The sequence below is a fragment of the Photorhabdus hainanensis genome (genome assembly GCF_018448965.1).
In the GTDB taxonomy this organism is placed as follows: domain Bacteria; phylum Pseudomonadota; class Gammaproteobacteria; order Enterobacterales; family Enterobacteriaceae; genus Photorhabdus; species Photorhabdus akhurstii.
Window position 1 is genome coordinate 1 of sequence record NZ_RCWD01000035.1, and the last position, 18560, is coordinate 18560.

The 18560-nt window shown below is 50.5% G+C and carries 1 protein-coding gene; it reads left to right on the forward strand.

From position 1 onward, the window contains the following. Positions 1-967 precede the first annotated feature (967 nt). A complete protein-coding gene (locus EAE92_RS18395) occupies positions 968-17338 on the forward strand; it encodes a non-ribosomal peptide synthetase (RefSeq protein ID WP_214069130.1) in 16371 nt (5456 codons plus the stop codon). The last annotated feature ends 1222 nt before the right edge of the window (positions 17339-18560 follow it).

Sequence of the window (18560 nt, forward strand, 5' to 3'; positions counted from 1 at the left end):
TGAAATAAACTCATGAATAGAAATGCCTTTTTGGAATTGAATCTGATTTTTAGCCATTTTCATTTACCTCCACACAGACTTATTTTAAGTATACGCCTATGGGAGCTGAATTTAAGTGATAATCAGGTTGTTTTATAGCATTAATGTTTATTGTAAGATAGTGTGTAATAAAGCCGTTTCTAGTTTTAAATTGTTTCTTTATGGTATTAAACATAGTCATATTTATATCGGCTTTATAATCTTATTATTATAAAATAATATAATGCATTTAATTTGAATTTGTATTGATTCGTTTACGGTATTTACATTAACTATATTATTTATTTGTTGAAAAATAGTGTGTTATGAATTACTTTTAGCCTAAGCTTATATCTTCAAATAATTGAATATATAAGATGGATTGTAAATGTTGAATAATTTACATTTGTAATTGAGATATTGGTTAATTATTAAGATAAAGAATTTATTTTATAAGTAATTATCAAAGTAAACTTTTTTGGTAATTGAGGGGTTACTTGCTCGTTTTATTTTTATAAATTTCTCATTTGTTTTTGAAATAATTCCAATTGGATATTAATAGAAAATAGATAAAATACAGTAGTGATTTAATATTTATGTACAATTAAATACATTTAACGGTTCCATTTTAAATAATGGAATTCAAATTAGCCAATTAAAATTGCAGTCAATTAATCGAATTTATCTAAAAAAACGGGAACAAAAATGGAATGTCTTATTCCGGAGCATAAAATAAATTATTTATTCTGTTGTCAGAGAAATTAATGTCAATAAATTGTTAATTGGTTGTTTTTATTATGGTTTGTAGCATTACACATCTGAATATCCTGAATTGATATCAGAGGTGTCCGTTTTTATTTCTTGGGGGCAAGAAGTGAGAAAGAAATATTAGTGATGGTTGTCAGAGATGACAGTTTCCAAATTTCTAACAGATTCGTTGAGGTAGTAAATGAAAGATAGCATTGCTCAAGCAGGAAGTACTTCAAAAGCTGAACTCCTCTCTCAGACGTCAGAAAATATAACCAAAGTAAATGACACTTTACCACCGACTCAAAATGTAAAGAATATTCCCCAGATGTTTACATCCAATGAATCATTTTGGTGTGAACGTCTTGCTGCTTTGCAACCCCTCCAATTACCTTTTGAAACCGCCGGAGAACAAGCGGAACCCAGTTGGGTAATCAGTGACTGGCAGCCGCCGTTGCCAAAAAATGGTGAAGAAGAGCCACTACGAACGTTGTTGCAGGCATTCGTTATCTATCTTGCGCGTCTGACTCAACAGACGACATTCCAAATTGGTTGGTGCGTGGATGGAGTAGACGATAAGTCGGCAGATTTGGCGCCGGTGGCGCCAATGGTCGTTGAGATGGAGTTTGATAAGCCCTGGTATGTGGCAGCGAACGGGTTAGATAACGAGTTGGCCCGGTTGAGCCGGTACCACACATTTAGTCGAGATCTCCTCTCGCGCTCTCCTTCATTGTGGGCTATTCCGGCGTTGACAACTCATTGTCCGTGGCGGATAGCCGTTTCTGTCATAGCGGAAGATAGGCCGTGTGATCAGGTGCCACAGGGCGAATTACTGACGCTGCAAATCAATGCGCAGGGCGGTTTTCGTTGGATCTACGATGAAAATCGTCTGAGTACGGAAGTGGTTCTGCGCATGGGTGAACATTTACAGATGCTGGCCGCGTCACAAAGACAGGGAGAGGAAATCCCTATCTGGCAGCTTAATTTGTTATCTGAAGCTGAGCGTACCTTGCTACTGGAAACCTGGAACGCCACGGAGACCCCTTATCCTGATCCATTATGTATTCATCAATTATTTGAGCAACAGGCAGAACAAGCCCCGCACGCCACAGCGTTGGAATATCAACAACAGACTCTCAGTTATGCGGAATTGAATACCCGTGCTAACCGATTGGCTCATCAACTGATTGCATTGGGCGTCACACCGGACCGGCGGGTAGCGATTTGTGTGGAGCGCTCCCCGATGATGGTGGTGGCATTGCTGGCAGTGCTGAAAGCCGGTGGGGCTTATGTGCCGCTGGATTCGACTTATCCGCGGGAACGTCTGGCATATATCCTGAGTGACAGTGCGCCGTCAGTGGTGCTGGTTGATGAAGCTGGCCGGGCGGCGCTGGGCGAACAGGCGCTGGTAGGAATGACGATACTAGACCCGAATATCCAACTTAACCAGCCTGACAGCAACCCGCAGATCCCGGCGTTGACGCCACAGCATCTGGCCTATGTGATTTACACCTCCGGCTCTACTGGGCAGCCGAAAGGGGTGATGGTGGAACATCAGGCAATTTACCAACGTTATCTGGGTTTTAATGACACCTATGCCGTCACCGCGCAAGACCGGCTATTGCAGTTTGCCGCGTTTGCGTTTGATGTTTCAGTGGAAGATTTCTTTTCGTCATTATGCAACGGGGCCACACTGGTTATCCGGGATGATAGCTGGCTGGCTTCGATACCAGAATTTATTGCCTTAACCCGGCAATATCGTATTACGGTGATGTCACTGCCGACGCTATTCTGGTCTGAGCTGGCGGCCAGAGATAGTGGATTACCGCTACCAGATTGTCTCCGGCTCATCATCATTGGAGGGGAGGCGGTGAAAAAGAGCGCCATTCAGGCGTGGTTTAGACAGACGGGCCACCGGCCCCGGCTATTGAATGGTTATGGCCCGACGGAAAACACCGTGACGGTGACCTATAAGGACGTGCTATCCCCGGAAGATGCCCGTTCTATCGGCCGACCGGCTAAAAATGCCCGTATCTACCTGTTGGGCAAATATGGCGAACTGGTACCCGTAGGTTGCGTGGGTGAGATGTACATTGGCGGTGTGGGTGTGGCTCGGGGTTATCTCAACCGGCCAGCGTTGAGCGTGGAACGTTTTATGCTGGATACTTTTAGTCCGGTATCCGGCGAACGGATGTATCGTTCTGGGGATTTGGCCCGCTATCTGCCGGATGGTGACCTTGAATTTCTGGGCCGTAACGATGAGCAGGTTAAAATTCGCGGTTTTCGAATTGAACTGGGGGAAATTGAAACCCGGCTAACGGAACATCCGGCGGTACAAGAGGCGGTGGTGTTGGCACTGGATGGCGATCAGGGCAAACGGCTGGTGGCCTATGTGGAGGCGGAAGCAAATGAGAGATTAGCGGCTGATTTGCGTGAATACCTGAGCGCCATTTTACCTGACTATATGGTACCGGCGGCTTTTGTGCGTCTGGATACTTTCCCGCAAACTCCGAGTGGCAAGTTAGATCGCCGGGCGTTGCCAGCGCCAGGGGAAGACGATTTTGCCCGTCAGATTTATGAAGCTCCACAAGGGAAGGCTGAAATCACTCTAGCGGCCATTTGGCGTGAATTATTGGGCATTGAACAAATCAGTCGGCATGACAGTTTCTTTGCGTTGGGTGGTCATTCCCTACTCGGCGTGCAGATGATTGAGCGTTTGCGTCATCTGGGTTTGACGCTGACGGCGCGTGATCTGTTCCAGTCGCCGGTGCTGTCAGCATTGGCTCAAACGTTGGGACAGCATCAGGCTGTGATAGTGCCGCCTAACGTCATCACGCCAGCCACCACGGCTCTAACGCCGGAGATGTTGCCGCTGATTGATTTGATTCAGACTGACATTGACCGCATCGTCGAGCAGGTACCGGGGGGAATGACGAATATTCAGGATATCTATGCCTTGTCGCCGTTACAGGACGGTATCCTGTTCCACCACCTGTTGGAACAGGAAGGTGACCCCTATTTGGTGCTCTATCCGGTGGCTTTTGCTAACCGCTCTTTGCTGGATCGTTATCTGACGGCAGTACAACAGGCGATTGATCGCCATGATATCTTGCGGACGGCTTTTATCTGGCAAGGATTGTCAGTCCCGGCGCAGGTGGTCTTGCGCCGGGCACGGTTGTCTGTGGCAGAGCTAACCCTAGATCCGGCTGACGGCCCAGTGATTGACCAGTTAACTCGGCGTTTCGATCCCGCGCAGTATCGTCTTGACTTGCGTCAGGCGCCGCTACTGCATTTTGTTATCGCTCAGGAAACCGATGGCCGCTGGTTCTTACTGGAGTTGCAGCATCATTTGATCGGTGATCATGAAACGATGGAAGTTATGCACCGTGAAGTGCGGGCCTATTTTGCCGGACAGGGGGAGCATCTGCCGGCGCCGGTGCCGTTCCGTAATCTGGTGGCCGAGGCCCGGTTGGGAGTGAGTCAGGCAGCGCATACCCATTTCTTCACCGATATGTTGGCGGCAGTGGATGAGCCAACGTTGCCGTTTGGGCTGACAGGTGTGCATCGTGATGGATCTCAGAAGACGGAATCTCACTGGATATTAGCTCCTGAGTTAAATGGCCGTTTGCGCAGTCAGGCCCGGAGTTTGGGCGTCAGTCTGGCGGCTTTGTGTCATCTGGCCTGGGCGCAAGTGTTATCGCGTACCAGTGGGCAAGAGAAAGTGGTGTTTGGTACCGTCCTGTTTGGACGCATGGCCGTGGGGGAAGGAATGGGATTGTTCATCAATACCCTGCCGTTGAGGCTGGATATGGATGAGACCCCGGTACGGGACAGTGTGCGGGAGGCGCATCTGCGGCTGGCTGAATTGTTGGAACATGAGCATGCACCGTTGGCGCTGGCTCAACGTTGCAGTGGAGTTGACAGCGGTACGCCGCTCTTTAGCGCCCTGTTGAACTATCGCCATAATGATCAGCCCGATCCTTTGGATGAAACAATGGCCGGGATTGAATTCCTGGGCGAACAGGAGCGAACTAACTATCCGTTTGTGCTGTCGGTAGAGGATGGCGGTTCTACTCTGGGGCTGACGGCTCAGGTCGTGCAACCGTTTGATCCAGAAATTCTATGCGGTTATATGCAACAGGCGCTGGAGAGTCTGGCGGCAGCGCTGGAGCAAACCCCGGAAATGTCCGTTCGGGTATTGGACATCTTGCCGGAAGCGGAGCGTACCTTGTTGTTAGAAACTTGGAACGCCACGGAAACCGTCTATCCTGATCAGTTATGTATCCAGCAGTTGTTTGAACAACAGGTAGAAAAAACTCCAACGGCGACAGCGCTGATAGCTGGAGATAAAACTCTGAGCTATACAGAACTGAATACCCGTGCTAACCGGCTAGCTCGTCAGTTAATCGAACAAGGGGTTCATCCCGGTGATCATATTGCGTTTTTGCTAGAGCGATCGATAGAACTGGTGGTGGCCCAATTGGCTATTCTTAAAGCCGGTGCCGTTTACGTGCCGGTTGATCCCAGTGTGCCGGATGAGCGGAAAAACTGGTTGATAAATGACTGTTCAGCTAAGTTGCTGATTACTGATGAACAATCTGAGATTCCGGTCGGCCTCTTAGTTCCGCTGTTTCGTCTCTCGAATGAGACAGACATGAACAGGGAGGAAGATTGCTTCAACCCTGATTTACCGCATTCCAGCGCCGATTTAGCGTATATCATGTACACCTCCGGTTCTACCGGGGCACCCAAAGGAGTGTTGGCGCCCCATCGTGCGGTGGTCCGGTTGGTCATCAATAATGGCTATGCCGAAATCGGTCATGATGATCGAGTTGCCTTTACCGCTAACCCTGCTTTTGACGCCAGCACATTTGAAGTCTGGGCGCCATTACTCAATGGCGGGGCGTTAGTGGTTATTGACCGCGCCACGTTATTAACACCACAGGAGTTAGTGCGGGTTTTACAGGCCCACCAGATCACGGTTCTGTGGCTGACTATCGGGTTGTTTAACCGGCTGGCGGCAGAGTTATCTCCGGTTCTGCCGCAGATTAAGATCCTGATTTTCGGGGGAGACATACCCGATTTACATGTGATTGCTCAGGTTCTGGATAATCGTCCGCCACAACAATTATTGCAGGCTTATGGTCCGAGTGAGGGAACCACTTTTACCACCATGTATCCTATTGCGGCATTAGCGCAGGGAGTGACTCGCATCCCTATTGGTCGGCCGATAGCCAATACACGTATTTATCTGCTGGATGCTTATGGTCAGCCGGTACCGTCAGGTGCGATTGGTGAGATTTATGTAGGGGGAGATGGAGTGGCCTGCGGTTATCTTAATCGCCCTGACCAAACTGCTGAACGTTTCCTGACAGATCCATTTAGTGATCAACCAGATGCGCGTATGTACCGGACCGGGGATTTGGCCCGTTATCTGCCGGATGGCAATCTGGAATTTCTGGGCCGTAATGACCAACAGGTTAAAATCCGCGGCTTCCGTATTGAACCGGGGGAAATTGAGAATCGTCTAGTGGAGCATCCGGCGGTGCGAGAGGCGGCGGTGTTGGCGTTAGGCGATGGGCCGGAAAAACGGCTGGTGGCCTATGTGGCGGCGGAAGCCCATGAGGGGCTGGCGATGAGTCTACGTGATCACCTGAGCGCCATTTTACCGGATTACATGGTGCCGACAGCCTTTGTGCGTCTGGATGGGTTTCCACTGACTCCGAACGGTAAACTGGATCGCCGAGCGCTCCCGGCACCGGACAATGAAGCTTTGGCCCGTCAGGTTTATGCTGCGCCGCAAGGCGAAATGGAAATGGTTCTGGCCGCGATTTGGCGTGAATTACTGGGGATTGAACAGGTCAGTCGGTATGACAGTTTCTTTGCGTTGGGCGGTCACTCGTTGCTCGCTGTGCGGATGGTTGAACGTTTGCGTCACTTGGGTTTAACGCTGGCGGTGCGCGACCTGTTCCAGTCGCCAGTGTTGTTTGAATTAGCACAAACACTGGGGCGGCAACCGGTTATGGCTGTGCCGCCGAATGTGATTACGTCAGCGACGACGAAAATTACCCCGGAAATGTTGCCGCTGATTGATCTGACTCAGGCTGAGATTGACCGTATCGTCGGGCAGGTACCGGGCGGGATGACTAATATTCAGGATATCTATGCCTTGTCGCCGTTGCAGGACGGTATTTTGTTCCACCATTTATTGGCAAACGAAGGCGATCCCTATCTGGTGGTCAGCCAGATGGCCTTTGCTGATCGCTCTCTGTTAGACCGTTATTTGGCGGCGGTGCAACAGGTGATTGATCGTCACGATATTCTGCGTACCGCCTTTATCTGGCAAGAGTTGTCAGTACCGGCTCAGGTAGTTTGGCGTCAGGCATCCTTGTCGGTGACTGAGCTGGCGCTGAACCCGGCTGATGGCCCGATTTGTGATCAACTGGTTCAACGTTTTAACCCCCGTCATTATCGTCTCGATTTGAGTCAGGCCCCGCTGTTGTGTTTTGTGGCGGCACAGGAGACCGATGGCCGCTGGTTGTTACTGGAATTGCAGCACCACCTGATTGGCGACCATACCGCAATGAAAGTGATGAACCGTGAAGTGCAGGCGTACCTTGCCGGACAAGGGAATAGCCTGCCTGACCCGGTACCGTTCCGCAATCTGGTGGCGCAGGCCCGGTTAGGAGGGTATCAGGAAGCGCATACCCGTTTCTTTACCGAGATGCTAGCGGAGGTGGATGAGCCAACGCTGCCGTTCGGGCTGACGGATGTGCATCGTGATGGATCTCAGGAGATAGCGTCCCATCGGCTGTTGACGGCCAGCTTGAATGATCGTCTGCGTAGTCAGGCTCGGCGTTTGGGCGTCAGTCTGGCGGCGTTGTGTCATTTGGCCTGGGCGCGGGTATTGTCGTGTACCAGTGGTCAGGAGAAAGTGGTGTTTGGCACCGTGCTGTTTGGGCGCATGGCGGCGGGAGAAGGGGCAGACAATGGCATGGGGTTATTTATTAATACCCTGCCGCTACGGCTGGACATCGATGATACGTCGGTACGAGACAGCGTACAGGCAGTACATACCCGGCTGGCGGGATTGTTGGAACATGAACATGCTTCACTGGCGCTGGCTCAACGATGCAGTGGGGTTGCCAGCGGTACGCCGCTCTTTAGCGCCCTGATGAACTACCGCCATAATGATCAGTCGGCTTCCTTGGATAAAATGATGGAGGGGGTTGAATTCCTGGGCGAACAGGAGAGCACTAACTACCCCTTTGGGATGTCGGTGGAGGACGATGGCGCTACATTGGGGTTGATCGCTCATGTGGTGCAACCGTTTGATCCGGGAAGTCTATGCAATTATATGCAGCAGGCGCTGGAGAGTTTGGCAGAGGCCCTTGAGCAGGCTCCAGAGACACCAGTACGGGCACTGAGCATCCTGCCTGAAATGGAGCGCAGGTTGTTATTGGAAACTTGGAATGTCACGGAAACCCCATATCCAGAGGCGTTATGCATTCATCAGTTGTTTGAACAACAGGTGGAGAAAACCCCGGAGGCCACGGCACTGGTGTATCAAGAGCAGACGCTAAGTTATGCCGAGTTAAATGCCTGCGCCAACCGGTTGGCCCATCAACTGATTGCATGTGGCGTAACACCGGAGCAACGGGTGGCGATTTGCGTGGCACGCTCACCGGCGATGGTGGTGGCGTTGTTGGCGGTGTTGAAAGCCGGTGGAGCTTATGTGCCGCTGGACCCAACCTACCCGGAGGAGCGTCTGACCTATATCCTGCATGACACGGCCCCATCAGTGGTCTTGGCTGATGCGATCGGACAGGTCGCACTGGGTGGCGAGGCATTGGCTGGGCTGACTGTACTTGACCCGAATATCCAGCCTGATCAACCGGACAGCAATCCATTAGTGACCGCATTGACGCCGCAGCAGCTGGCCTATGTGATTTACACCTCCGGTTCAACCGGGCAGCCGAAAGGGGTGATGGTAGAACATCAGGCGGTGTATCAACGTTATCTGGGGGTTAATGAACCCTACGCCATCACCGCGCAAGACCGGGTATTGCAATTTGCCGCGTTTGCGTTTGATGTTTCAGTGGAAGAGTGTTTCTCGTCATTATGCAGCGGCGCCACGCTAGTGATTCGCGATGATAGCTGGCTGGCTTCAATGGCGGAATTTATTGCTTTAGCCCGGCAAAGCCGTATTACGGTAATGTTTTTGCCGACCTTATTCTGGTCTGAACTGGCGGCCAGAGACAACGAATTACCGTTGCCGGAGTGTCTCCGGCTGATCATCATTGGCAGTGAGGCGGTCAAAAAGAACGCTATTCAGGATTGGTTTAGGCAGGAAGGCCACCGACCTCGGCTATTGAACGCTTATGGTCCGACGGAAAATACCGTGACGGCGACCTGTAAAGAAATCTTATCCCCGGCAGATGATCGTTCTATCGGTCGACCGATTAGAAATACTCGTGTCTATCTGTTGGACAAATACAGCCAACCTGTGCCATTGGGCTGTGTGGGCGAAATGTATATTGGGGGAGTAGGTGTGGCACGGGGTTATCTGAACCGGCTGACATTGAGCGAAGAACGTTTTATGCCAGATTCCTTTAGTCCGGTGTCCAATGCGCGAATGTATCGCACCGGAGATTTAGCGCGTTATCTGCCGGACGGTGAGTTGGAATTCTTCGGTCGTAACGACCAACAGGTTAAAATTCGCGGCTTCCGGGTTGAACTGGGGGAAATTGAAACTCGGTTGGTGGAACATCCGGCGGTACAGGAAGCGGCGGTGCTGGCGTTGGATGATGAGCTGGGCAAACGGCTGGTGGCCTATGTAGCGGCACAAGCGCATGAGGGATTGACTGCTAATTTACGTGAACATCTGAGCGCAGTTTTACCTGACTATATGATCCCGGCGGCCTTTGTGCGGCTGGATAGCTTCCCGCAGACGCCGAATGGCAAGTTGGATCGCCGGGCGTTGCCGGCACCGGGGGAGGCGGCGTTTGCCCGTCAGGTCTATGAGGCCCCGCAAGGGAAGATAGAAACGATGTTGGCGGCTGTTTGGTGTGAGTTACTGGGCGTTGAACAGATTAGCCGACATGACAGCTTCTTTGCATTGGGCGGCCACTCCTTACTCGCCGTGCGTATGATTGAACGATTGCGGCGTGTCGGTCTGGGTGTATCAGTACAAATGCTATTTCAGCATCCAACACTCCGTGTTCTGGCACAGTCTCTGGTTCAGCATGATGAAATCCGGGTACCTGACAACGGTATTACATCGGATACAACGGTGCTGACACCTGAAATGTTGCCGCTGATTGATTTAACTCAGGCTGATATTGACCGCATCGTCGGACAGGTACCGGGTGGGATGGCGAATATTCAGGATATCTATGCACTGTCGCCATTGCAGGATGGTATTTTGTTCCACCATCTATTGGAGAATGAAGGTGACACATATCTGTTAGTCAGCCAGATGGTTTTTGCTGATCGGGCGCTGTTGGATCGCTATTTGGCGGCGATTCAACGGACCATTGATCGGCATGATATCCTGCGCACCGCCTTTATCTGGCAAGGATTGTCAATGCCGGCGCAGGTGGTCTGGCGTCAGGCCCCATTGTCAGTGACAGAATTGACGCTAAACCCGGCTGACGGTCCGGTCAGTGATCAATTAACCCGGCGTTTTGATCCCGCTCACTATCGTCTTGATCTGAGCCAAGCCCCGTTACTGCGTTTTGTTATCGCTCAAGAAACGGATGGTCGTTGGTTGTTACTGGAATTGCATCATCACTTGATCGGTGACCATGAAACGATGGAAGTGATGCACCGCGAAGTGCAGGCATATCTGACGGGGCAAGAGGAGCGCTTGCCGGCGCCGGTTCCTTTCCGCAATCTGGTGGCGCAGGCTCGGTTGGGCGTCAGTCAGGAAGAACACACCCGCTTCTTTACCGAGATGTTGGCGGAGGTGGATGAATCCACGTTGCCGTTTGGATTGACGGAGGTGCATCGTGACGGTTCGCAGGTGACGGAATCTCACCGGATGTTGGTTCCTGAGCTAAATGACCGTTTGCGTAGTCAGGCCAGGCGTTTGGGCGTCAGTCTGGCGGCGCTGTGTCATCTGGCCTGGGCGCAGGTGTTGTCCTGTACCAGTGGTCAGCAGAGTGTCGTGTTTGGTACGGTGCTGTTTGGGCGTATGCAGGCGGGAAGCGGTGCTGACAATGGCATGGGGTTGTTTATCAATACCTTGCCGTTGCGGCTGGATATCGATGAGACCCCAGTGCGGGACAGCGTGCAGGCCGCCCATACCCGACTTGCCGGATTATTGGCGCATGAGCATGCTTCATTGGCATTGGCTCAACGTTGCAGTGGGGTTGCCAGCGGTACGCCGCTCTTTAGCGCATTGTTGAACTATCGGCACAATACTTTGTCGGCAACGTCAGATGAACTGATCAGCGGTATTGAATTTCTTGACGCACAGGAGCGAACTAACTACCCATTTGTACTGTCGGTGGAGGACTTTGGCGAATCTCTGGGGCTGACGGCTCAGGTAGTGCAACCGTTTGATCCGGAAAGCCTGTGCGGTTATATGCAGCAGGCGCTGGAGAGTCTGGTGGAAGCTTTGGAGCAAGCGCCGCAGACACCGATACGCGCCTTGAACATCCTGCCCGAAACAGAACGCACACTGTTGCTGGAAACCTGGAACGCCACGGAAACCGCTTATCCTGATGCGTTATGTATTCATCAATTGTTTGAGCGGCAGGTAGAGAAGACCCCGGAGGCGACGGCGCTGATAGCGGGAGATAAAACCCTAAGTTATACGGAACTGAATACATGCGCTAACCGCTTGGCCCATCAGCTAATTGAACAGGGAATTCGTCCGAATGACCATGTTGCGATCCTGTTAGAGCGCTCGATGGAGCTGGTGGCGGCTCAATTGGCGATTCTTAAAGCCGGCGCTGTTTACGTGCCGGTTGATCCCAGTATGCCGGATGAACGGAAAAATTGGCTGATAAGTGATTGTTCCGCTCGGTTGCTGCTTACCGATACACGGACTGATATTCCGACTAACTTGACGATTCCGCTGTTACGTCTCTCGGATGAGAAAAGCGCGAACAGAGAGCAAGATCGTATCAACCCTGATGTGCCGCGTTCCAGCACCGAGTTAGCGTATATCATGTATACCTCCGGTTCGACCGGCACGCCCAAAGGGGTTTTAGTGCGGCATCGTGCTATGGTTCGGCTGGTCATTAATAATGGCTATGCCGACATCGGGCCGGAGGATAGGGTTGCCTTTACGGCTAATCCGGCTTTTGATGCCAGCACATTTGAAGTTTGGGCGCCGTTGCTTAACGGTGGTGCTTTAGTGGTTATCGACCGCGCCACCTTATTGACGCCACAGGAGTTAGTGCTGACGTTACAAGAGCGCCGCATCACGGTTCTATGGCTGACTATCGGGTTGTTTAACCGATTGGCGGCAGAGTTATCTCCCATTCTTCCGCAAATTAAGATCCTGATTTTTGGCGGAGATATCCCCGATTTACAGGTGATTGCTCAGGTTCTGGATAATCGTCCGCCACAACGACTCTTGCAAGCCTATGGTCCGAGTGAAGGGACCACTTTTACCACCATGTATCCTATCGAGGCGTTGCCACAGGGAGCGAGCCGGATACCTATTGGTCGGCCGATAGCGAATACACGGGTTTATGTGCTGGATGCGTATGGTCAGCCGGTGCCGCCGGGTGTGATCGGTGAAATTTATGTCGGTGGCGATGGGGTCGCTCAAGGTTATCTCAATCGCCCTGAGTTAACCGCCGAACGTTTCCTGATCGATCCATTCAGTGATAAACCTGATGCTCGTATGTACCGCACCGGGGATTTGGCTCGCTATTTGCCGGACGGTAATCTGGAGTTCCTGGGCCGAAATGACCAGCAGGTGAAAATCCGAGGCTTCCGCATTGAACCGGGAGAAATTGAGGCGCGTCTGGTGGAGCATCCGGCGGTGCGTGAGGCGGCGGTATCGGCGCTAGGTGATGGGCCGGATAAACGGCTGGTGGCCTATGTGGCGGCGCCTGAGGATGATGGGCTGGTGAATAGTTTGCGTGATTACCTGAGCGAAATTTTGCCTGACTATATGGTGCCGTCAGCTTTTGTACGGCTGGATGCGTTTCCATTGACGCCGAACGGTAAGTTGGATCGTCGGGCGCTACCGGCACCGGACAGTGAAGCCGTTGCTCGTCAGGCTTACGTAGCGCCGCAAGGCGAAACGGAAATGACGCTGGCGGCGATTTGGCGTGAATTACTGGGGATTGAACAGGTTAGTCGGTATGACAGCTTCTTTGCGTTGGGCGGCCATTCACTGCTTGCTGTACGGATGATTGAACGCTTGCGTCACTTGGGGTTGACGCTGGCAGCGCGTGATCTGTTCCAGTCGCCGGTGCTGTCAGATTTGGCGCAAACGTTGGGACAGCATCAAGCCGTAATCGTGCCGGGTAACGTGATCACCCCGGCAACTACGACGCTGACACCGGTAATGTTGCCGCTAATTGATTTGACCCAAACTGACATTGACCGCATCGTCGGGCAAGTGCCGGGCGGGGTTGCCAATATTCAGGATATCTATGCCCTGTCGCCATTGCAGGACGGTATTTTGTTCCATCATCTACTGGCAAACAAAGGGGACCCCTATTTATTAACCGGTCAGATGGTCTTTACTGAACGGACTTTGCTGGACCGTTATTTGGCGGCGGTGCAACAGGTGGTTAATAGACACGATATCCTGCGTACCGCCTTTATCTGGCAGGGATTGTCAGTACCCGCCCAAGTGGTTTGGCGTCGGGCATCCTTATCGGTGACTGAGCTGACGCTAAACCCAGCCGATGGACCGGTTAGCGAGCAATTGGCTGAGCATTTTGATCCTCGTCACCATCGTTTAGACCTGAGCGAAGCGCCGTTATTGCGCTTTATAGTGGCACAGGAAACCGATGGCCGTTGGATTGTGCTGCAATTACTGCATCATTTGATTGGCGACCATACCACGCTGGACGTGATGAACCGTGAAGTACAAGCTTATCTGGACGGGCAGGAGGAGAGCCTGCCAACGCCGACGCCTTTCCGCAATTTGGTGGCGCAGGCCCGGCTGGGAGTGAGTCAGGAAGCGCATATTCGTTTCTTTACCGACATGTTAGCCGGGGTGGATGAACCTACGCTGCCATTCGGATTGACGGAGGTGCATCGTGATGGTTCGCAGGTGACGGAATCGCAGCGGATGTTGGCCCCTGAGCTGAATGACCGTCTGCGTGGTCAAGCCCGGCGTTTGGGGGTGAGTCTGGCGGCTTTATGTCATTTGGCTTGGGCGCAGGTGTTGTCGCGTACCAGCGGACAGGAACAGGTGGTGTTCGGTACCGTAATATTTGGGCGCATGGCGGTGGGGAAAGGGGTTGACAGCGGCATGGGGCTGTTTATCAATACCTTGCCGTTGCGGCTGGATATGGATGATACGCCGGTGCGTGATAGTGTACAGGCAGTACATCGCCGGTTAGCGGGATTGTTGGAACATGAGCATGCCTCACTGGCGCTGGCTCAGCGTTGTAGCGGGGTGTTGGATGGCGTGCCGCTGTTTAGCGCCTTGTTGAACTACCGACATAATGATCAGCCTGATCCTCTGGATGAAACGATGGACGGCATTGAATTCCTTGGGGCGCAGGAGTTTACCAACTATCCGTTTGCCTTGTCGGTGGAAGATTTTGGCGACGCACTGGGGCTGACGGCTCAAGTTATCCAGCCGTTTGAGCCTGAACGGGTATGTGGCTATATGCGACAGGCGCTGGAGAGCTTGGCGGCGGCGCTGGAACAGACCCCGGAAATGCCGGTACGGACATTGAACATTCTGCCTGAAACGGAGTGTACGTTGCTGTTAAGCACTTGGAATGCGGCGGAAACCTCGTATTTGGAACCGTTATGTATTCATCAATTGTTTGAACAACAGGTAGAGCAAACCCCGGACGCGACAGCGTTAGTGTATGAGGAACAAACTCTTAGTTATGCCGAATTGAATGCCCGCGCTAATCGGCTGGCCCATCAATTGATTGCGCTAGGTACTTTGCCGGACCAGCGGGTGGCGATTTGCGTGACCCGTTCACCGGCGATGGTGGTGGGATTGTTGGCGGTGCTGAAAGCAGGCGCGGCTTATGTGCCGCTGGACCCGGATTATCCGGGCGAACGTCTATCACATATTTTGGCCGATGTTTCACCGGTTATTTTGTTGGCTGATGCCGTTGGACGTACCACGTTGGGCGAGAACGTGCTGACCGGGCTGACAGTGCTTGATCCGAATACATTGCCTGATCAGCCAGACAGCAATCCACAGATAACGGAATTGACCTCTCGGCATCTGGCGTATGTGATTTACACCTCCGGTTCGACCGGCACGCCAAAGGGGGTGATGGTTGAGCATAGGCAACTGGTCAGTCAAATTACTTCGCTGAACAGGAAGTGGTTGCTTAATGCATCTGACCGCATATTACAATTTTGCAACCCTTCTTTTGACGTTTGTGTATCAGAAATATTTTGCGCAATAACACAGGGAGCACAATTAGTCTTAAGGACAAATCAGTGGACCTTGAGTGCGCAGGAGTTCTGGCGTCTGTGCGAGTCTTATAAAATTACCTACATTGCGATACCCGCTCAATTCTGGCGGATAATATCAAATGTTAATAAAGGTGATATCTATCAGGGCGTAAGAATTATTTGCATTGGTGGGGAAGCGATACCTGATCATGAGTTACAACGTTGGCTATCGGTTCACGGTGAATACCCTGTTCTGATTAATTGCTACGGTCCGACAGAAGCTACGATTACCACGACGACATCCTGCCTAAACGAGGGGATGGGGCAGGCCAATATCATCGGTCGCCCTCTGCCGAATACCCGTGTTTACTTGCTCGACGTTCAGGGGCAGCCAGTACCGTTAGGCGCGGTAGGGGAATTGTATATTGGGGGAGCGGGTGTAGCGCGGGGTTATCTCAACCGTGCTGAACTGACCGCGGAATACTTCCTGACTGATCCGTTTGACGATAATCCAAATGCACGGATGTATCGAACCGGGGATTTGGTTCGCTACTTGCCGGATGGCAATCTGGAATTCCTTGGCCGTAATGATCATCAGGTGAAAATTCGCGGCTTCCGAGTTGAACCGGGTGAAATTGAGGCCCGGTTGGCGGAGCATCCTGCGGTAAGTCAATCTGTGGTGCTGGCGTTGGGTGAAGGGCAGGACAAACGCTTGGTGGCTTATGTGGCGGCGCAAGCGGATGAGAGGCTGGCGAATAGCTTGCGTACCCACTTGAGTGTTATTTTACCTGACTACATGGTGCCGTCAGCCTTTGTGCGTCTGGACGCTTTTCCATTGACGTCAAACGGTAAGTTGGATCGTCATGCGTTACCGGAGCCGGACAGTGAAGCGTTTGCTCGTCAGGCTTACGAGGCGCCACAGGGCGAAAAGGAAACCGTATTAGCCGAGATTTGGTGTGAATTGCTAGGGATTGAGCAGGTTAGCCGGTATGACAATTTCTTCGCGTTGGGCGGTCACTCATTGCTTGCTATGCGAATGATGAATCTTGCCGCTGGCCGAGGGTTGATTTTTACACTGAACACTTTGTTCCAATTCCCGGTGCTGGCCGAATTGACCGCAAAAATCACCTCGGATTTATTGTCTCAGCCGCAAAGCAGCGCTATATCGGTGCGACCTGATGGAGCAGAATTGCCGTTGTTCTTTGTTCCCAGCGGCATGGGTGATTATTCTTATGTCTTCGGGCTGGCTCAGCATATTCCGTCGGGCTATCCGATTTATGCGATGCCTTGGCCATCCATCAGTGAAGAACCGATGTTAACGATGGAAGAGCAAGCAGCCAGAATGATCGCCTTGATGAAAGCCGTCCAACCGGCAGGTCCATATCGGATAAGCGGCTACTCTTCTGGTGGGATATTGGCTTATGCCATTGCCCAACAGCTTCTGAGCGCTGGCGAGCGAGTTAATTTCCTGGGGCTGATTGATACGCCTGCGCCTCATTATTTTGGCAAAGAGGCCATGCAGTCCAAACATCATTTCTTTACTGAGCTGGTCCGGCAGTCAGGGGAGGCGTGCAAAGAAGAGATTGCTGCGCTATACCGGCGAATTGATGAATTGGATTTGGTTCAGTTTATTGCTGCGGCGCAAGAATTGGCGTTATATCCAGCAAATCAGCGTACTGATGTGATTGCAAAATGTTGGCGGCAGATCGAACGTTACACACAAATCGTTGCCGATTATGAGCCGCCGGCATTAGCGATAACGCTGCATCAGTTCTATGCGGTAGAACCTTCTCCTGCTGTTTCTTTTGTGGTGGATGAAAAGCCAGAATCCGTGAACATAGAACCGTCGTTAGGTTGGGAGCGGGTAATGCCTGATACTTCACTTCAATTGATTGCTACTCCGGGTAACCATTTTAGTTTATTGGAGGATAATGAGAATAAAATCACTTTAGCTCAGATTTTGAATAGGGCGTTGGCAATCAACTATGACGAGGAGGCTTCATAATACTGATATATTAAGGAAGTACTCAATTATTTAGTTCTAGTGTGATAATCCGGTATGTATTTATTATACCGGATTTTTTATGCATTAAAATAGAATAAGGGAAGTTATCATTCCCATATAAGTTATTTTTTTAGGTTTCTTTGTTATTATTGTTGCTATTTTATATTGTGTGAACTCAAACGGATTTTATTGTTGATTTTATTTTGTTTTGTTGATTGCCTTGGTATCGGAATTATATTTTTAATTGTAGTGTTATTGTTGGGAATATTTATTGTAATAGATAATTATGAGAAGATAATTGAAGGTGTGATCATGGTAATGTGTTTTTTGGTGGTGATATAGGCTGGTTTAATTACCTTTAATTTCATGATCTCGCTTTGGAATATATTGGGTTTATTTTAAATGCTCGTGATAATTAAAGACCTTACCTATTAGGGGTAATTGTTGCGGGCCGTTTTTATAAATGAACAGCAAATACGGACGGTGCAGATAGCCCGGCGTATACACGTAATATGTGAAGGGTAGTTCGCCTTGTTCTCTATGGCAAAGAATAGCAAATAAAATAGTCCTGTTGGATAGGCAATATACCCTATGGATTTCAAGATGGATCGCGACGGCAAGGGAGTGAATCCCCCAAACTATGTGACCGGGGTGACCGGGGTGAGCGAGTGCGGCCAACAAAGAGGCAACTTGAAAGGTGACGGGTATAAATGTATATATTGGGAGGGGTATATAATTGAATAATATTAAATTTTATCCCATTTTGCACCGCGTGTTGGTAAATATCTCTTGGCGTCATAAAAATAACATCACAAAACCATCTAATTTGAATACATCTCGTTACAATCAATATTTTATTGAGTTAATTATTATACATGTCACATTGTTTTATTATTATGAAATAATATATGGTGATATTAATTGTAATTTGTAATGTTTCTTTGCGGTATTGAATATAATAATTTTATTATAGAAATAAGAATGGAGTGTTTTATTTGTTCAAATAAGGTTGATTATTTGTTCGGTTATTAGGGTGATTAGCGTGAAAAAATGACTAGTTGGCCGTTATTAATCGAGCGATGGTGCGATTTTTGAATATCTTGAATTAGTGTCGGATGCGTCCGTTTTTATTTCTTGGGGGCAAGAAGTAAGAAAGAAATATTGGTGATGGCTGTCGGGTATGACAGTTTTCAAATTTCTAACAGATTCGTTGAGGTAATAG

Excerpts from the sequence above, each read along its gene's own strand:
- EAE92_RS18395 (WP_214069130.1), top strand. The coding sequence starts at position 968 with ATGAAAGATAGCATTGCTCAAGCAGGAAGTACTTCAAAAGCTGAACTC.